The 18,311-nt window shown below is 36.1% G+C and carries 18 protein-coding genes; 1 reads left to right on the forward strand and 17 read right to left on the reverse strand.

Features of this window, described 5'->3' with window-relative positions:
- Window position 1: 1 nt before the first annotated feature.
- From H4J67_RS17580 to H4J67_RS17615, 8 genes are all read right to left on the reverse strand, one after another.
- The gene (locus tag H4J67_RS17580) at window positions 2–718 is read right to left on the reverse strand and encodes an SDR family NAD(P)-dependent oxidoreductase (RefSeq protein WP_182169735.1); all 717 of its coding nucleotides are present in this window, start codon (window positions 716–718) and stop codon (window positions 2–4) included.
- On the reverse strand, window positions 718–1,179 hold the full coding sequence (locus tag H4J67_RS17585) for a nuclear transport factor 2 family protein (protein ID WP_182169732.1): 462 nt from the start codon (window positions 1,177–1,179) through the stop codon (window positions 718–720). The genes H4J67_RS17580 and H4J67_RS17585 overlap by 1 nt, the downstream gene beginning before the upstream one ends.
- Before the next feature lie 67 nt (window positions 1,180–1,246).
- The gene (gene phrB, locus H4J67_RS17590; protein ID WP_182169729.1) at window positions 1,247–2,626 is read right to left on the reverse strand and encodes a deoxyribodipyrimidine photo-lyase; all 1,380 of its coding nucleotides are present in this window, start codon (window positions 2,624–2,626) and stop codon (window positions 1,247–1,249) included.
- A gap of 193 nt (window positions 2,627–2,819) precedes the next feature.
- Entirely contained in the window at window positions 2,820–3,779 is a 960-nt protein-coding gene (locus H4J67_RS17595; RefSeq protein ID WP_182204512.1) for a DUF523 and DUF1722 domain-containing protein, read from the reverse strand.
- Between the two features lie 33 nt (window positions 3,780–3,812).
- Window positions 3,813–4,499: a ChrR family anti-sigma-E factor gene (locus tag H4J67_RS17600; protein ID WP_182169723.1), complete on the reverse strand. Its 687-nt coding sequence runs from the start codon at window positions 4,497–4,499 to the stop codon at window positions 3,813–3,815.
- Entirely contained in the window at window positions 4,492–5,061 is a 570-nt protein-coding gene (locus H4J67_RS17605) for a sigma-70 family RNA polymerase sigma factor (protein ID WP_404842807.1), read from the reverse strand. Before H4J67_RS17605 ends, H4J67_RS17600 begins: the two co-directional genes overlap by 8 nt.
- 126 nt (window positions 5,062–5,187) lie before the next feature.
- Window positions 5,188–5,757, reverse strand: coding sequence for an LON peptidase substrate-binding domain-containing protein (locus H4J67_RS17610; protein ID WP_182169720.1), 570 nt, complete (start codon window positions 5,755–5,757; stop codon window positions 5,188–5,190).
- Between the two features lie 1,006 nt (window positions 5,758–6,763).
- A complete protein-coding gene (locus H4J67_RS17615; protein ID WP_310740641.1) occupies window positions 6,764–8,581 on the reverse strand; it encodes a fasciclin domain-containing protein in 1,818 nt (605 codons plus the stop codon).
- A gap of 162 nt (window positions 8,582–8,743) precedes the next feature.
- Here H4J67_RS17615 and H4J67_RS17620 point away from each other — a divergent pair, with 162 nt between their 5' ends.
- Window positions 8,744–9,640, forward strand: a complete 897-nt coding sequence (locus tag H4J67_RS17620; RefSeq protein ID WP_182204515.1) for a TIGR01777 family oxidoreductase — start codon at window positions 8,744–8,746, stop codon at window positions 9,638–9,640.
- 1 nt (window position 9,641) lies between these two features.
- On the opposite strand, the gene H4J67_RS17625 is transcribed toward H4J67_RS17620, so the two are convergent.
- The 9 genes from H4J67_RS17625 to H4J67_RS17665 form a co-directional block, all read right to left on the reverse strand.
- Complete coding sequence (locus H4J67_RS17625; protein WP_182204517.1) at window positions 9,642–10,199, reverse strand: DUF3833 domain-containing protein; 558 nt, start codon at window positions 10,197–10,199, stop codon at window positions 9,642–9,644.
- On the reverse strand, window positions 10,192–10,752 hold the full coding sequence (locus tag H4J67_RS17630) for a chalcone isomerase family protein (protein WP_182169708.1): 561 nt from the start codon (window positions 10,750–10,752) through the stop codon (window positions 10,192–10,194). The genes H4J67_RS17625 and H4J67_RS17630 overlap by 8 nt, the downstream gene beginning before the upstream one ends.
- Window positions 10,745–11,239, reverse strand: a complete 495-nt coding sequence (locus H4J67_RS17635; RefSeq protein ID WP_182169705.1) for a DUF2878 domain-containing protein — start codon at window positions 11,237–11,239, stop codon at window positions 10,745–10,747. The genes H4J67_RS17630 and H4J67_RS17635 overlap by 8 nt, the downstream gene beginning before the upstream one ends.
- Before the next feature lie 321 nt (window positions 11,240–11,560).
- Entirely contained in the window at window positions 11,561–11,926 is a 366-nt protein-coding gene (locus H4J67_RS17640) for a cupin domain-containing protein (protein WP_182169702.1), read from the reverse strand.
- Window positions 11,927–12,208: 282 nt separating this feature from the next.
- The gene (locus H4J67_RS17645) at window positions 12,209–13,000 is read right to left on the reverse strand and encodes a PhzF family phenazine biosynthesis protein (RefSeq protein WP_182169699.1); all 792 of its coding nucleotides are present in this window, start codon (window positions 12,998–13,000) and stop codon (window positions 12,209–12,211) included.
- A gap of 183 nt (window positions 13,001–13,183) precedes the next feature.
- Window positions 13,184–14,560: a pitrilysin family protein gene (locus H4J67_RS17650; RefSeq protein ID WP_182169696.1), complete on the reverse strand. Its 1,377-nt coding sequence runs from the start codon at window positions 14,558–14,560 to the stop codon at window positions 13,184–13,186.
- Window positions 14,561–15,895, reverse strand: coding sequence for a pitrilysin family protein (locus H4J67_RS17655; RefSeq protein ID WP_182204518.1), 1,335 nt, complete (start codon window positions 15,893–15,895; stop codon window positions 14,561–14,563).
- A gap of 323 nt (window positions 15,896–16,218) precedes the next feature.
- Entirely contained in the window at window positions 16,219–17,178 is a 960-nt protein-coding gene (locus tag H4J67_RS17660) for a DUF1186 domain-containing protein (RefSeq protein ID WP_182169690.1), read from the reverse strand.
- A 219-nt stretch (window positions 17,179–17,397) separates the two neighbouring features.
- Window positions 17,398–17,928, reverse strand: a complete 531-nt coding sequence (locus H4J67_RS17665; RefSeq protein WP_182204520.1) for a hypothetical protein — start codon at window positions 17,926–17,928, stop codon at window positions 17,398–17,400.
- Window positions 17,929–18,311: the final 383 nt, after the last annotated feature.

An 18,311-nucleotide genomic window follows, 5' to 3' on the forward strand; every position in this document is an offset into this window, starting at 1 on the left:
TTTATTTCCTTAAAATAATTGATTGCCAAAGAGATGCAGGTAAAAAAGAGAATAACTTTAAGGTCAACGTAAGCCTTTTTGGAAAGTGTAAATAATTAGCTCGGCGGTTAACACCTTTAATAATTCGTGTAGCGGCTTCTTCACTCGATAATAGAAACGGCATATCAAAGGTATTTTTTTCTGTTAAAGGCGTCTTGATAAATCCAGGATGTACCAATGTTACACCAATATTTGCAGCCACCAGATCAAGTCGTAAACTATTCGCTAAATAATCCATACCTGCTTTTGAGGCACCATATGCTTCACTTCTTGGGAAAGGGACGATTGTTGCACTTGAACTAACAAATACCACCTGCCCACCTTTGTTCGTGATCGGTAAGAAAAATTCTAAAAGAGCTCCTAGTGAGGATAAATTTGTTGAAATAATATCACTAAATAGTTTGCCATCGAAATGCTTAGCATCATCAATGTAACGGCAGTCGCCTGCATTTAAGATCATGATATCAATTTCTTTAATATCAACAGCAGCAGACTCTATTTGGGCTGGTTTGGTCATATCAAATACCAATGTTTTAAAAGCCTTACTGCACAGCTTATCTAATTTACTTTTATCACGTCCACAAGCAATAACATTGTCACCCTGCGCTAAATATTTTTCATATAAAGCGTGACCAATACCTGAAGTGGCGCCTGTGATTAAAACAGTACGAATTGCCATTACTTTGCCGCCTTTTGCTTAATTAATTTTACTAGTTTGCCTAAAACAGGTAATTGTTCATAAAGCATTGCGCCAAGGTCTAAGTAATCTCGGTGGTAAATAACTTTATCTTCATAACCTTTAATATGGGAATGCCCTATTACATTGATAAGATTACCTTTATTCAACTTGGGGTGTTGATATGACATCGTCCAATAAATAGCAGCTTGATCTTTTTCAGCAATAATATTAGTAATAACAAAATCACAAGTCGTTAGATTTTGATATAAATTTTGAAAATATTCAAATAAATTATCAAAGCCTTTAAGTTCATGGATAGGATCAATAAAAATGACATCACGATGATAAATTGTCGACAGAAGATCTAAGTTATCGGTAGAAAGAGTTTGATAAACATTAACAAAATTATTTAACCAAAACGGCGAAGTGGTTGCTGTATCGTGTGGGGCATTATTTTGCATTGCTGTTACCGTAATGGCATTAGCTAATCATAGACAGTTTGATTAGCTAAAATGATAATTAAGCCAGTTATACCTTATAGAAAGCGAGAGCTTTTAACCTAGCTTCTTTATGGTCAACAACTGGTGGCCAGTAAATATTTTTTTTGTTTTTTTCTATAAACAAATGCGGAAAGTGAATACTTTTATCTGGAACACTTCGCAACTCTGGCAGATACTTACGGATGAAAATGCCTTTTGGATCAAAACGTTCACTTTGTCTTATCGGGTTGAAAATTCTAAAGTATGGCTGTGCATCACAACCGGTACTTGCTGCCCATTGCCAACCACCATTATTAGAGGCTAAATCACCATCGATTAGCTGACTCATAAAATACTTTTCACCGAGACGCCAGTCGATTAATAGATGTTTAGTCAAGAAGCTTGCGACAACCATACGAAGCCGATTGTGCATCCAACCTGTTTGATTGAGTTGTCTCATGGCGGCGTCTACTAGCGGATATCCTGTTTTACCCTGACACCAGGCATCAAACAAACCTTTATCATAATGCCAATGTACGCCTTGGTACTTCTCATTAAAGCATTGGTGTTTAGATAGCCTCTGTTCATGAAACATTAAATTTCTATAAAATTCACGCCAAATGATTTCATTTAACCATGAAAACTCTTGGCTATCTGAAGCGATTAATATGTCTGGGTAGGCGTTAATTAAAGTTCTTAATACATACCTGGGACTAATGACACCTGCGGCTAAATAAGGTGACAAACCCGAGGTGCCCTTAATGGAAGGGATGTCCCTTTGATCGTGATAATCAGATATTTTTTCATTAAAGAAAGTTGGAAGAACATGTTTTTCAATGTCATCAACGAGTGGCCAACCAGAAGATATACTTGCATCAGAAATAGTATCTGCTGACGATTCTTTAACGGTACTAGTTGCTACTTTACCTAAATAATCAAAGCTATGTTGTTTAACATAAGTCAACCAGGCACGTTTAAAAGGAGTAAAAACCTTATACATCTGGTTAGATAAATTAAGAACTTTTCCCTTAGGCACAATAACATCTGCTTCAAATAGACTGAGCTTTATACCCAGTGCAACAATGGCTTCATCACGTTTTTGTTCATTAAATTCAACTTCACTGTTGGCTACAACCTCATTGATTTTTTCTTTTTCACAACGAGCTTGTAAATATGAAACCTGATCTTCAAAGGTAGCGGCATCAACTAATTCTAACTCAATACCAACTAACAAGAGCTCTTCGCGAAGTGCTATGGCATGGCGTTTTATAAAATCAATTTTAATAGCAGACCAATCATGCTGCTGCCATTGTTGTTCAGAGATGAAAAAAATCGCTTTAAGGGGAGCATTATCTTGATTGTTTTTTAAAAAATACTGTAATGCGGGATTATCATGACTTCTAAGATCATTGCGAAACCAAAGTAACAAATTTTATTCCTTTATCATTAACTGAAAGTAATTTTTTGCCCGTTTAACAAATTATATAATCATTGCTAATGGTTAAACAGCCAATGACTGATGCTTTATTATATAATGAATACAAGATTTTATAAAATAAACATCTGCCGTTTGACTTATTCTCTATTGTGTAAAGCCGATGACTTAATTAATTTGATGAACATTAATATGAATATCTTAACCTTAGTGCGTCGGGGTAAGGTGCTAAATAAGATTGATTTGTTAAATAATCTTTAGGGTGCTGTAATAGGTAATGCTTGATTAACGTTAAAGGAACAACTAATGGCACAAGTCCTTCACGATAAGCATCAATCTGATCACAAAACTCTTGTCGTTCATTAGCTTTGAGATGCTGTGAAAAATATCCTTGAATGTGGGCAAGAGTATTTGCGTGTTTTTTGCGTGTCGCTTTTATTTTTAGTGCTGTCATTAGCCCTAAAATATATTCGTCAGCCATATCAGCAAGTGGCATATCTGCTCTCGCTAACAATCGACCTAGATCTTTGTAAGCAATTAAATCATGGCTCATAACTGTGTACTTATACTGGCTATGAAACGTTGTTAATTTGTGTTTAGTTAGCCCTGTAGCAAGCAGATTTTGCCAATGTTTGAAGGCAAATACACGAGCGACAAAGTTTTCACGGAGCACCATATCGTTTAAGCGGCCATTTTCTTCACAAGGCAACAGTGGATTAACTTCCATAATAACTTTAGCAAACGCACCTATGCCGTCAGATGGTAACGCGTGACCACCTGGATTGTAAACTTTTACCCTTTCCATGCCACAACTGGGACTTTTAGCACAAAAGATATAACCACTTAAATCTTTGGTCGCTTTGGCCACTTTTTCACCGTAAAGCTGAAGTGCTTGTGTAACATCACCACTGCCATCAGGACGAGATACATGAATAACATCGTCCTTTTTTATTAAACGAATTGTCGGCCTTGGAATAGGTAAACCTATTGCGACTTCAGGACAAAATGATTTGTACGTTACATGATTACTAAATTCTTTTATACAAAAGGTCGAAGGTTTGTTACTGGCATCAAAGCGAACTTTCTCTCCAAGCAAACAAGCGCTAATGCCAATAAGTAAATCTTCTTTGTCAACCGAGTGAATCATATTTTTCCCTAAAATACTATAACATCTGCTTACTTAATAGATAAAGGAACCTATTGGATTCAGCAATTTATTAATACCCTGCGTAAAGTGCATAGCGTCATTAGCTACAGTATAACAAAGACAACCATTGCTTGAAATTGGATTATGAAGATGTTCGCCATCAAGCATAATAAAATCACCCTTTACATATTCACCCTTTTCATCATGAAAAGAACCTTCTAATAATAACGTTAACTCAAAACCTTTGTGGGTATGTTGAGGAACAGAGCCGCTTGGTTCCATGTGCAACAAACTAGTATGAATTTCATTTTCATCAAACTGTACACGTTTTCTTGCTAGTTTACCTATATGTGCTATTTTTCCCAACATCATATTATTCAATACGCTAGGTAATTGATAAGACTTATCTTTAAAATTAATTTTTTTTGTTTCAACTGGTTGCATAACATCAATTGCATCAGAATCTGTGATGCCATTAATCATGTCATCAAAATTTATCGTTAAGATACTTTCAGCAACTGAATCGCTACCACTATGAGTAATATTTGTAGCCGACTCGTCAAAATTCAATTCTGCTACTTGGTCTGTCAACAATGATATTTTCTGTTGACAAGTTGGACACATACTAGCGTGAATGGATATACCAGCAGACAAAGAAGCCGGTAAATCACCATTAACAAACGACTGTATTAACTCAAATTTTGGGTGATGTTTAATCATGATTTTCTCCTAACTGCACTTTGAGTTTTGCTAAAGCTAAACGCAAACGAGATTTTATAGTACCTAGAGGTAGATTTAGATGGTTTGCTAGTTGTTCTTGAGACATTTCCATAAAATAGAAACCTTTAACAACTTGCTGTTGCGCTTCTGGTAATTTTTCAATTACTGATAAAAGCTCTTTATTTTCAAGATGATCATCAAATGATTCTTCTTCACTTACTTGGCTTTCGGCTAATGGCCAAATGTCATCACTGAGATTGTCTTCTTTATTGCCCTTAATCTTACGTAACATATCAAAAGTTACATTTCGCATGACTGTATAAACCCAAGTCGTAGCAGCCCCTTTGTCTTTATCAAATAGATGGGCTTTGCGCCAAACATTACTCATGGTCTCTTGAACCACTTCGCTTGCTTGAGCTTCATTAGGGAATTTACCCCGGGCAATTCGTTGAATTTTAGGTGCAAAAAATTGAAACAAATCGGTGAATGCTTTTTTATCTCTTGTGCTTGCTACGTCGTTAAGCCACTGACAAAGCTGAGGATGATTAATTTTTTCTGTCATGTTACTAGATTTAACACTTGTCACTGTGCTTAGCAAGTTAGTTTGCATCACTTCTATCACCGTTTTATTATATTTAGATGCCTATACGGGTAAAGATGAATAAAGATCACTAAGTACTAAATATATTTATTTGTCTATAACAGATTGAACCAATTCTTTTGCCGCTACAAAATCATGGTCAATAACAAATGTAGCTTTAATGTCTAAATCTATTGGTAGCAACTCTAGCCATCTTGCAATAACCCAGCTTGGACGAGTGATTTCTTTTTGCTGATATAAATCATCTAAGTCCGGATTGTTCGTGAAAACGTTTGCTAAAGACTCTGACAATTCAGAGAGTGAAATATCGACTGAAGATTGTGACCAATGTTGAATTTGCTTTACATCACCAAAATATAATTTATCGCTATCTAAGGTTAGCGTATCAATTTCTACTAGCGATTTACACTTAACATCAATTTCTAATATTCCGTCATCGCCTTTATCAAAATTAATAATCTCTACCCAACTTCCCCACAGTGAATTTGAAAGATCATTATTGTTATTTTTTGACCATATAACGAAGCCACCATTTTTAGAAGCAATACCCACCATTTTTAAATAACGCGGTTCAAATATTCTTAACTTGGTGACTCCCTCAGGTAAAAGGAATATAGGCAAAGGAAAAACAGGTAGATTCATTGTAGTTATTTTCATATATTTATTACTTCTATTATCTTATTAATATATACGTTTATGCACACAAAATGATCACGATTACATAAAGATCACATAAGCAGAGGCGTAAAACATATATCTATGCAGTCTATGTATCTAAGGTAAACTACATCCAGTTAAGCCACTATTAATCTGAGCCGATAGAGATTACTTGTTCATTACTACCGTCATGGTTTGTTATACGTTAAAAAACAAGCAATCGATCACATAAAGGTAAGTAACAGGCAAAAAAAAGCCCCATAGGCTGGGGCACAAAAAGATGCATATAAATAGGTTATGCATCAAAAGGTAAAACTATGTCTTAGCCAGAGTCACTGTGCCGATAGAGGTTAACTATTATCGTAACGGTCAGTTATACGTTAATAGCCAGATAACCGATCACTTAAAGGTAAATAATAAGCAAAAAAAAGCCCCATAGGCTGGGGCGTAAAACTATGCATATAAATAGGTTATGCATTAAAGGGTTAAACTATGTATTACTCAGAGTCACTGTGCCGATAGAGGTTAACTTTTATCGTCATGGTCAGTTATACGTTAATGGCCAGATAGCCGATCACTTAAAGGTAAATAATAAGCAAAAAAAAGCCCCATAGGCCGGGCCGTAAAACTATGCATATAGATAGGTTATGCATCAAAGGGTAAAGCTATGTCAGAGTCAGAGTGCCGATAGAGGTTAGCTTTTATCGTCATGGTTGGTTAAACGTTAATTGCCAGATAACCGATCACTTGAAAGTAAATAATAAGCAAAAAAAAACCCCATAGGCTGGGGCGTAAACTATGCATATAAATAGGTTATGCATCAAAGGGTAAAACTATGTCTTAGTCAGAGTCACTATGTCGTGTCGATAAAGGTTCACCGTTATCGTTACCTTTAATTGTACGTTTATGACCAGATAATCGATCACTTCAAAGTAAATAATAAGCAAAAAAAAGCCCCATAGACTGGGGCGTAAAATCAACTAATTAGAAAATGTAATACGAACGATTAATCAAGAATTACTGTATCAATAACATGGATAACGCCATTAGTCGTATTAATATCTGTTATGACTACATTCGCACCACCAATGACCAGCGAGCCGCTTACAGCATCGATACCAACAGATATTTTGGTGTTAGATAATGTTGATAGTGTTTTACCATTAGCAGCATAGGCATCAACAGAACTCAAAGATACTTCACCAACCACATGAGTGAGTAAAACTTCAGTTAATGCTGTTTTATCAGCTAAGAGCGCATTTAATACATCACTATCAATTTTTTCAAATGCTGAATTTGTAGGAGCAAAAACTGTAAATGTTTTAGTTTCATCTGCAAGAGTATCTACTAAATCAGCTGCGGTGAGCGCAGTAACTAACGTAGAAAAATTATCAGGGTCAGCAAGAGCTACTTCAACAATTGAATTTGTTGGTGTATCACTTTCTGCTAGTGGCATAATTATGTTATCAATAACATGAATAACGCCATTATCAGCCATCACATCTGCAGTACTAACCTTAGCGCCGTTAACAAAAAGTGTTGAATTAGAAAATGACAAAGCAACATTATCGCCATTAGCCGCTTCAGCGGTGTTAGACGAAGATTGGGCTAACGTTATTGCGCCATCAGCTAATACTTTTCCTGGGATCACATGGTACAACAATATGTTAGACAACTGTTCAGTTGAAAGGTTTATCAGTGTATCAGCGGGTAATTTTGCAAATGCGGCATCAGAAGGAGCAAATACAGTAAAGTCGCTTTCTAGATCCGCCAATACAGTATCTAAACCTGTAGCTTGTAAAGCACCAACTAAAGTAGTGAAACTACCGTTTGCAATTGCTACATCGACTATGCTCATCGCTGGTGCAGGTACTTCGACATCACCAATGATAACCGCATCAATGACATGTATAATTCCGTTAGTAGTATATATATCTTTAATGATGATATTCGCACCACCAAAAGTCAGCATGTCCGTACTAGTATTTATGTTCAATGGAATCAATGCTGTTGAAGCTGTTTCAACCATAACACCATTAAGTGAGAATGCCGTAACTGAGTCGACCGCCATTTCAGGTATAACATGTTGCAGCAATATACGGCTTAATACTTCAGTATTATCAAGCAGTGTATTTATGGTTGCATCACCGATAAGGGCAAACGCCGCGTCTGTCGGTGCAAAAACAGTGAAATTAGCCGAATCATCTGCGAGTACTACATCCAATTCAGTTGCTTGTAAAGCGGCGACTAAAGTCGTGAAGTTACCGTTTGCTACCGCTGTTTCGACAATGTTACTTGTAGGTGTTACGATGTCTGAGGGTGGTAATAAAACAGCATCAATAACATGAATAATACCATTGTCTGTTTGAATATCAGCGAAAATAACGGTTGCAGCGTTCACTAGCAATTCGTTATCTGGCGATAGAGATAAACCAACCGAGTCACCATTGACCATACTGACCGTAGTACCGGCTAAACTAATTGCCGTAGTGGCATCGACTTCTCCACTAATTACGTGGTAGGTAAGTATGTTAGATAATGTATCGGTATCGGCGAGTAAGGCATTTATAGTGTCGTCTCCCAATAAAGCAAATGCATCATCTGTGGGAGCAAAGACTGTAAAAGAACTGTTGGTGTCAGAGAGTGTCGCATCTAAACCTGTCGCTTGGAGTGCTGCAACTAACGTAGTAAAACTGCCATTACTAATGGCAGCATCAACAATGGTTATTTTTTCTTTTTCTGGCTCTGTTGCTTTATCATCATTACAAGCTTGCAAAAAAAACACACTTATGATGGTTACTGTTAATAGTTTTAAATATTTCACTTGGCTTCCCTTATACATTCATTGAGTTAATGTCATGTTAAATTACGCACAAAAAAAAGACAAAGATCACTATATTTGATAAAATATTAAATAATTTTTTGAATGATCTTATAAGATTAATACTTCGTATTAACTAAGTTATTCTAATCATTGGATATACCTATGAATTATCTTATTACCGGTGGAACTGGCCTCATTGGCCAAGCATTGATTAAATCTATAAATACGGACAAAAACACTATTACGGTGTTAACTCGAAATATAAAATCTGCGAGTTTAGCCATAAACAAAAAAGTCCAGTTTATTGATAAACTCTTACTTACCAGTATAGAAAGTACTGATATTGTAATTAATCTAGCCGGCGAGCCTATTGCTGATAAGCGTTGGTCACCAGAGCAAAAAAATAGAATTTGTCAAAGCAGATGGGATATTACTGACGAAATAGCACAGTTAATTTCCATTGCAGAAAAACCACCAAGTTTACTTATTTCTGGCAGTGCAATTGGTGTATATGGTCGACAAAATAGTCAAGCCATTGATGAAACCTTTAAAGATTTTCATCAGGAATTTACTCATGAAGTCTGTGCAAAGTGGGAGGAGAAAGCGTTAATTGCTTGTTCAGAAAATACTAGAGTTGCTCTATTACGTACTGGGATAGTATTAGATAAAAGTTCTGGTGCCTTAGCTAAAATGTTATTACCGTTCAAATTAGGTGTTGGCGGGAAAATAAGTCAAGGCGATCAAGTTATGTCTTGGGTACACATTGACGATATGGTCTCTGCAATATTACATGTAATTGATAATGATAACTTATCAGGTCCAATAAACATGACATCTCCTAATGCGGTAACCAATGAAGTATTTTCAAAAGCTTTATCAAAATCACTTCATCGTCCTAGCCTTTTCACTACGCCAGCCCCACTACTTAAACTTATTTTTGGTGAAATGGCAGAGTTGTTGCTGTATGGACAAAATGTAGTACCACAAAAACTATTAAATAGCGGTTTCGTTTTTAAACATGATAAAATTGAAGCCGCTTTAACTGACCTACTACAATAACTTAATTAGATTGACAGCTTTGGTTTGTTGTTTCCTTATCAAAAAACAACGTTATTTCAGCAATTTGAAGGCCAAACTTAGACATTGCAGTTTTATTAAAGACCTTGTTTTCATCTAACTGATACATCCAATCATCCATAGTAACCTCCATTATCTCACCATCAAGGTTTAACGATAATGTATATTGAAACTGAAAAGCAAAACCTTGATGCTTGCCAATAGCCTCACCGACAACATCTTCTGCACCGCCAACATAACTTCCATCAGATAGTTTAGTCAATTGCCAATTACGATAGCTTACTTCGCCGTCATCAAAGTAAAATTTTTCTGCAAGTACTCCCTGTTCTTCTTGCCAACTTCCTTCAATTTCAACACAAAAGCGTCTCTTAACTTCGTTGGTATAATCTTGAACTATTCCCCAGGCAATAACTTTTCCATCAAAGTAAGATTTTATATCAAATGGTTTAGCTACTGGTTTGTATTCCTCTAGATCTACCGAACAGCTAGAAATAAATAAGCTTGTGGTAATAAAAGCTAAACTTCTTATATATTTATTCATCTTTGTTAATTCCTAATAATTCAAGCCTAAGCTTTGGTTCACTGGTATTTTTTGATAACCATATATCGAGAAAAAGTTGACTAAATTCTTGCTGTTCAATTTCACCGATAAGATCATTATTAAAATAAAAAGTACTTTTATTATTACTGACATATAAAGACAAACTATCGCCCTCTTTAATATCAGGCCATATTTTTTTAAGGGTAGGTAAATAGCGTTCAAAGTTTTTTCTTGGTACACCTAAATGCTGCCATTGCTCGACTGTTCGTTCAATTAAATCTTTACTTGAAATGTCAGTCAAATAGTTAATCTGGTATAACAATTTTTCATCTGTTAACTCAATAGGATATTTTCCAGAAGTTGTCAGTAATTTACTTTTGTACAGGTCCCAAAAAAGCACAGAAAAAGTTGTTTGACCGACAGGTATATAAACCCGCTCTGTAAGAATATTATTTAATGTGTCAGGCTTGATATCATCAGTCGCTAACACTTGAACGGTAATAAATTGTTGTAACATGGTGATAACGATCAATCGAGCATAAAATTTAAGCATAATTTACCTCTTGGGTAATAATTTTTGATTTCAAATAAAAAAACAAAATAAACAATGTCCCCCATACCAACGCTAAAATAGTATAAGTTATAAGCATAGAATAACCAAAATCGACCGCTGATAATTTGTTACCAGCAATGTAACTTAATGGTGATATTAGTCCTCCTACAACTAATTGCAGGAGCTTAGAAGAAGATAAAAATTGTAAGCTATGACAAATGGTGGCGGCAAAACTAGCCCATAACATCATCAGCCAAAAAGGAATATGAGCTCCTTCAATAAAAATGAAAATATTGAGCTGCTGTAATAATGAGTCAACACCAATACCAATAGCGCTGACCAACAAGATTAACAACAATTCTTTATAATTCTTAGATTGAAAAAACAAGTGGGCAAGCAGAAGTGTAAAGGCAAATGGAATGAAATTATTACCCCAATAAACCAAGCCAAACCATGAAACATTAAAACCAATTATATTAATCAACATATATTTATCAAATCAACCTTTTTTTTATATACGTATCAATAAGAGAATAAGATCTATCCACCTAGGTTTAGCGGCGCTTATATGGGATATCTTGTCTTATAAAAGCCAGCATTACCACCATTGCTAAAATTAAACGGAAATACATTTTTGCTTTGATCGTATAAGTTTTATTTCGCATAAGTAACATTCTGAAACTTATGATGATTACACTAGCGGTTATTACAGTTGCAATGTTCTGTGCCAACAGTTTAGAGAACGGTACCAACTAAATTCAATAGGGTAAAAATGCCCGATAGCAAACTAAAAGACTCACTTTATACCTTATACCCAAAGATCATTCTGAGCGGTAAGCTCTCCCGGTGAATCTCCGGTGTTAACGACACCAAAAGGTTCTATAAGCATTATTTTACATTCATCTTTTGCATGAGGTTTATGTTCAACGCCTTTTGGCACAACATACATCTCCCCCGCAAGAAGGTCGACTCTACCATCCCTAAAATCAATACTCATAGCACCTTCTACAACAAGGAAAACTTCGTCTGTGTCTGGATGCGAGTGCCAAGTAAATTCATTTTGAATTTTAGCTAATTTAAATTGGTAGTCATTCATTTGGGCAACCACTCTTGGTGACCATTGATCTGAAAAATGAGTAAACTTATTCAATAAATTTATCGGTGTTTTTAACATGTAATTCCTTAAAGGGAGAGTAATTTTTAATTTCCACTGAACAATAGCGTAAAGCGCCCTTGCTCTTTTAAAACACTAGATTCTAAAAACTACACTGTAATTGTACCCGTTAAGTACTGCACCGCTTTACCCGAGATATAAACTTTATCTCCCTTTATACGGCACATTATTTTTCCTCCTCGCTTAGAGGTTTGGTAAGCGAGGAGTTTGGGTTTGTTTAATTTTTTAGACCCTGGTATCAGAGTGTTGGTCTAAGTTTAGGTTTCCCACTGAACAATAGCGCTACACTGTAATTGTACCCGTTAAGTATTGTAACGCTTGGCCTGAAATATAAACTTTATCTTCTTCTATACGGCACATTAGTTTTCCTCCTCGCTTAGAGGCTTGATAAGCAATGAGGTCGGGATTATTTAACTTTTTAGACCAGTAAGGCGTTAATCCAGTATGAATTGAGCCCGTTACTGGGTCTTCATCACCACCATTTGCAGGCCAGAAGTAACGAGAGACAAAATCAAACTCTGTTGATGTTGATGTCACCACTACATCGTAAGGAGCAAGCTGCTTTAATTCGTCACTATTGGCGATAACAGCGAGCACATCACTTTCATTTTCGTAAATAACAAAATACGCTTGGTCATTTAATAAGACGTCGATGGGATTAATCGACAAACCATTTAATAACGCCGCAGGAATTTCATTTACGACTGTAGGCTCTTTATTAGGAAAACACATTTGTATAAGGCCATCGGGTGTTTTTGTAACTGACAGATCGCCCACGGCCTTTGCGAAGAAGTTAATTTCTTTAACCGTGTTATCTTTCGCAAAAATAACGAATGAAGCCGCTAGCGTGGCATGCCCACAAAAATCAATTTCTGTTATCGGTGAAAACCATCGTATTTCATACGCTTGATTATTAATTTGTTTAACAAAGGCCGTTTCTGAAAGGTTATTTTCTATAGCAATAGACTGCATAAGCTCTGTAGTCAACCAGTCAGTGGTTATAATGACAGCCGCGGGGTTGCCTTTAAACGTCTCATCAGTGAATGCATCTATAACATTTATCTGTAGTTCCATTAAAAATAATACTCCAGTATGATCAATTTTTCAGTGTTTTTTTATCAATAATTGAGGCTTATTGACTAAAGCGATTGTTGCTGTGCTCGTTGGCTTATCTCAGTTTACAACGTGCGCAGTATAGTACTGCGCACTTGATTTTACATGTCAACAATTATAACGATATGCGTTTTTATCACACATCTAAAAACTAACCGTATTGATATCAACTTCTTTTACCTTACCGTATTTTTTTGCTTTTTCACCAATGATGTCAGCCTTACCTATAATGACTAACTGTAAGTTTTCTCTTGGAAAAACAGTTTTAACAATCTCATTTGCTTTGATGACATTTAGCGCATCAACATTTTTTTGAAAATCGTTAATAAAAGTATTATCAAGCTGTTGAACCCACATAGTAGCCAGTAAACCAGCCAGTTGACGACTTGTTTCATATTTTGGAGGGAATTGCCCTTTAACATAAGCTTTAGCAGATTCTAAGGTGTCTTGATCAATACCCTGCTCCCACAACCTGTCATAGGTTTTTAGCGCTAAATCGATGGCTTCAAAGGTTGTTTCATTTTTAGTGAAAGTAGATATAACAAACGTACCCGCGGTTGAGTAGCTATTAAATTGACTTCTCGCGCCATACGTTAAACCCGAATTAACACGTAATGCGTCATTTAACCACGAGGTAAATCTACCACCCAATATAGTATTGATCACTTTTATGGCAACCATATCAGGATGATTAGACGCTATGCCTTTACCACCTATGATAAAAGTACTTTCGTTAGCATCACTTTTATTAACAACCAATACGTTTGATTCTGCAGGTTCTTTAAAGCTCTTTAAATTAGGAGCACTTATATTTTTAGATGCCCAGTCTGAAAATAAGTCATTAATCTTTTTTTCCATACTTTTGCTATTAAAGTCGCCAACAACAATAAGTGCACTATTATTTGCTGAGTAGAACGCCTGGTAAAAAGTTTCTATTTGTTTAATAGAAAGCTTTTCGATGGTTGAAATATTGCCATCAGCCGGGTTTCCTAATGAGTGTTGTTGAAAATATAGCTGGTTAAATGCTCCGCCGATAATTTGCCCAGGTTGTTCCCTACTTTGTTTTAGATTTTCGAGGTGACGTTTTTTCTCTTTAACAAATTCTTCATTGTCAAAGCTTGGCGCTAATAAAATATCTCTAAATACTGGCAACAATCCATCAATATCTTTACTGGCAATAGATAAGCTTAACGTAGAGGACTCCATACCAACGCCGTTACTAAAGTTAGCCCCGTGAAAATCAAATAAATCTTCAATTTCTTTTTTTGATAATTTGTCGCTGCCAAAACCAAGCGCTGTACCCGTAAAGTTCGCTAAGCCATAATTGTCACCGTCATTAACTGCGCCAGCTTTAGTAACCACTTTAATATCGACTAAAGGGACTTCATGTTGTTCCATCAAATAAACGGTTAAGCCGTTTTTCAATGTCAGCTTTTGATAATCGGGTAAAGTAAATTCAGCGAATACTGGATGACTTAATATCATGATAAAGCTGCAAATAAATAAAAGGGAATGTTTCATCTATAAATCTCCTTCGCTGCTGTCTTGTTCAGCAGCTAAAATGCCAACCGTGCAGTTAGACTTTATTAAATAGGTACTCGCGACCCGCTTAATGTCTTCAACTGACACTTTGTTCATGTCTGAAATTGCCGTAAACATTTTCGAATAATCATCAAAAAACAACGCATATGTCCCTAACGTATTTGCTTTACCATTGATTGTGGAAAGCGTGCGATAAAAATCTACCTGAGCAATATTTTTGGTTTTGGTGAGCTCATGCTCAGTAACACTATTAACAATAATATTATTAATTTCTGCTACCATCGCTTGCTCAAGCACACTCGCTTTTACCGAACTGGTCGCGGTAGCGAAAACATAGAATAGATTGGGATCAAATGAATCCGGCATATAAGTAAAAACGCTTGTTGCTATTTGTTTATCGTCGACCAGACTTCTAGACAAACGAGAACTTTGGCCATCGCCCAAAATAGAGGCAAGCATTTTCAATGGATAATAATCTGCATGGCGGGTTTCTGGTACGTGAAAAGCAAATAATACATTGGCAGAGGTTGAAGACTCCTTTTGCACATAAGTTCGGCGTTCACCGAGTTGCTTAGGCTCAACAGTATGTACTTTTCTTGGGCTTGATTGTGCACTGATCGGTGCAAAATGTTTATTTGCGAGTTTTTTTACTTGCGCTAAGGTGACATCACCACTGATAACCACAACAGCATTGTTCGGTGCATAATATGTTTTGTGGTAGGCTTTGAGATCTTCAATCGACCAATTATCTATATCTGACTGATGACCGATAACTCCCCAACTGTAGGGATGTGCTCGAAAAGCGACGCCTTTTACTTCTTCATGCAGTTTACTGAAACTTGAATTTTCTAACCGAGTTGACCTTTCAGAGGTCACTACGCCACGTTCACTCTCTACCATAGCTTCATCAATAGCGAGGTTTTCAATACGATCGGCTTCTAAACTGAAAATTGTTTCTATTGCACTAACCGGGAACCAATTAGTATAAGCGGTAATGTTTTCGGAAGTGTAAGCGTTATTAGCTCCACCAGCAGCTTCCATTACACGGTCAAACTGTTTAGGGCCATATTTTTTTGCACCATTAAACATCATGTGTTCAAAAAAATGTGAAAGCCCTGTTATGCCCGGATATTCGTTTCTAGATCCTACTTTCCAGAATAAATACATGTTGGCATTAGGGATAGAATGATCTTCTAATACGATGATGGTCATACCGTTGTCTAAGGTAAAAGACTTAACATCTTCAAGCGTAGTTAAGGCATTTGCAGACAAGCTTACCAAGGCACAACAAAGTGCTAGGATTATTTTTTTCATGTTGTTTTCACTATTAACTTTAATTGTCATTGATTGTATTGAGAAAAAATAAATGTGCAAGCAACAAAGACGCGTCAAACGAAACTTGTTAATAAAATGTTGACTTTTACATTGATGATGACCGATTGATGTCATTTACTGGTAAAATTAATCATCCAAAAAATGACTGATATAGCGATTAATTTTAATGAAATATTCCCTTGAGAAAATAAAAAACTGCTAATCTTTCAATGAGCGGTTTTTCTAGTTTGACGAGATGAATACAGGCACGGAGTTACTTGCGCTATATTATTTTTATTTACAATAAATGCCAGCGCTGTGTTTTACTGTAAGCAACATTTTTTATATTTTTTGCCACTACCACAAGGACATCGATCGTTACGTCCAGCTATAGCTAATGAACTCACCGGTACGCTGTTCTCTAAAATTGTTTTTTCGTCATAAAGGATATTAGCTAATAGACCACCTTCAGCCATTAACGACTCAAATATATCATGGTCTTCACTTGGAAGTGTATCTAGCAGCTCTTCTTCAGAGTCATCATCAATCCATGCCTTTAACGTATCAACGACACTAAACTCTGCCTGAATAATACCAGACTCTATCAGCTTAGGTGCATCTCCCCTGTGCCAGGCTTTTACCTCAGATTTTTTAAAGCGGTCTTCATCAAATAAGTCTTTATCACATAATTCTACAAACTGATGTTTGAAATTATCAAGTTGATATTCAATACAAGAATCGGCTAATGCACTCATTAAAAAACTACTGATTGAATTAGGTAAAGCCAAAAAGGCTGCTAGCCAGCGAGTTACATGTTCACCTAATTCCGTCTTATCAATGACACCCACTTCGTATTGAGCAAACACCGCTTCAATAGCCGAAGCTTTGCAGTACATCGCTTGATGACCATCAACAATGTAATCAGACAATACTTGTGTATTACCGTCTGCCACATTATAAAATAAGGTTGGCGTTAATTCAGTAAGAGCATCTCCAAAAACCCCTTCAAGGGGGGTTAAAAAGGAATCACTGCGTGAGAATAGCTGCAGACATTTTGACAACGCGGGAACATATTTTAATTCTGCTAGTAATAAGGTGCCGAAAAATAAAATCGCCTGTTGTTCATCGGTAAGCGAAATATCATCGGTAATAAATTGATCGATGAGTCGCTCTAAATCAGGATAAAACACTGACCAATTCATTTTAACTGCTTCTAGCGCTTCTACAGGTAGTTCGTTGCCATGTGCCGTAGCGATTACCAATAAAGCTTGTTCTAAATTCATGTAAGTTCCGCGTTAAATAATCAATAATGGGTGGCAAATGCCAAGTGTTACATAATAAACACTTCCTATTGCCGTTACCAATGAAAGCACTAGATCTAATCAAATTTTCATTTAATATTTCAAATAGATCTAGTTTACTGCAACAAGCTATTATTTTTCGTCTAGTTGCTTACTGAGTTCACTTCGCCAATAACCTTGTTGACCAAGCGCTTTCCAAGCCTATTTTATCCAACTTAAAAAAGCAAAACTCAGCCAAATACCCCAAACCAACATAATACCCTTATAAAAAATGGTTGAGATACTCACCAAAGATACTTGGGGTAACAAACCACTCGATTTATCTGAAAACCATTGCAGGTGGTTACCATATGAATAATTACCTTCAATACCCATACTAGGCGAACTCAACAGGCTGGCCGGAACCACAAGTAAAAGCGACACGATGGCGACAATCGATAACAGATACAATAAAACCTGCGATGCATTATATGAAAGTCGATTAATGTTTTTTGGTCGATAAGTACTAGCAGTGATAGCAGCAAACCACAGTGACATTAGCATCAACACTCCCCAATTACTTAAACTTAAGCCAAAGCCTAATATTATCCAACTCACGGTATTTAAGGGTGAAAAATTCACTCTTGAGACGAGTAAAGCTAATAAAATAAAAGCTAACAACTCGCCCCAATAAAGTACGGCTGACTCTAGTAGAGGACCTTTAGCAGAAAGTATCCAGCGCTGACTACTCAAATTAATAATACTAGTAATATTACTTACTGGTGCATGTTACCCAAAAGTAGTGACAAAAAAGGTGAGCCAACATTAACGTATGTTGGTTCACCCTTACTTTTGTTTTTGTTTATTATTTAAACCACAAAAACAATGTTGATAAAAAAAAGCGTTTAATCATTTATCAAACTCAACGAAGGACTTACGCTAGGATCACTAATTAAGCCACCCATAATAACTTGTTTGTTTTTTCAACAATAAACTACACTTAATTTACCTTCTTATAAGTGTGGTGATTGTTATGCCCAAGCCTCGTTCACAACAAATCAGTTTATCTGATACACCCTATTATCATGTTTGCAGTCAAACCGTTCGAAAAGCCTTTTTATGTGGTATTGATAAAG

The sequence above is a fragment of the Colwellia sp. BRX10-4 genome (assembly GCF_014077465.1).
GTDB lineage: Bacteria > Pseudomonadota > Gammaproteobacteria > Enterobacterales > Alteromonadaceae > Colwellia_A.

Coding starts and splice junctions, on each gene's coding strand:
- H4J67_RS17580 (WP_182169735.1), bottom strand. CDS start 718: ATGGCAATTCGTACTGTTTTAATCACAGGCGCCACTTCAGGTATTGGT.
- H4J67_RS17585 (WP_182169732.1), bottom strand. CDS start 1,179: ATGCAAAATAATGCCCCACACGATACAGCAACCACTTCGCCGTTTTGG.
- H4J67_RS17595 (WP_182204512.1), bottom strand. CDS start 3,779: ATGATTCACTCGGTTGACAAAGAAGATTTACTTATTGGCATTAGCGCT.
- H4J67_RS17600 (WP_182169723.1), bottom strand. CDS start 4,499: ATGATTAAACATCACCCAAAATTTGAGTTAATACAGTCGTTTGTTAAT.
- H4J67_RS17605 (WP_404842807.1), bottom strand. CDS start 5,061: ATGACAGAAAAAATTAATCATCCTCAGCTTTGTCAGTGGCTTAACGAC.
- H4J67_RS17610 (WP_182169720.1), bottom strand. CDS start 5,757: ATGAAAATAACTACAATGAATCTACCTGTTTTTCCTTTGCCTATATTC.
- H4J67_RS17620 (WP_182204515.1), top strand. CDS start 8,744: ATGAATTATCTTATTACCGGTGGAACTGGCCTCATTGGCCAAGCATTG.
- H4J67_RS17625 (WP_182204517.1), bottom strand. CDS start 10,199: ATGAATAAATATATAAGAAGTTTAGCTTTTATTACCACAAGCTTATTT.
- H4J67_RS17630 (WP_182169708.1), bottom strand. CDS start 10,752: ATGCTTAAATTTTATGCTCGATTGATCGTTATCACCATGTTACAACAA.
- H4J67_RS17635 (WP_182169705.1), bottom strand. CDS start 11,239: ATGTTGATTAATATAATTGGTTTTAATGTTTCATGGTTTGGCTTGGTT.
- H4J67_RS17640 (WP_182169702.1), bottom strand. CDS start 11,926: ATGTTAAAAACACCGATAAATTTATTGAATAAGTTTACTCATTTTTCA.
- H4J67_RS17645 (WP_182169699.1), bottom strand. CDS start 13,000: ATGGAACTACAGATAAATGTTATAGATGCATTCACTGATGAGACGTTT.
- H4J67_RS17650 (WP_182169696.1), bottom strand. CDS start 14,560: ATGAAACATTCCCTTTTATTTATTTGCAGCTTTATCATGATATTAAGT.
- H4J67_RS17655 (WP_182204518.1), bottom strand. CDS start 15,895: ATGAAAAAAATAATCCTAGCACTTTGTTGTGCCTTGGTAAGCTTGTCT.
- H4J67_RS17660 (WP_182169690.1), bottom strand. CDS start 17,178: ATGAATTTAGAACAAGCTTTATTGGTAATCGCTACGGCACATGGCAAC.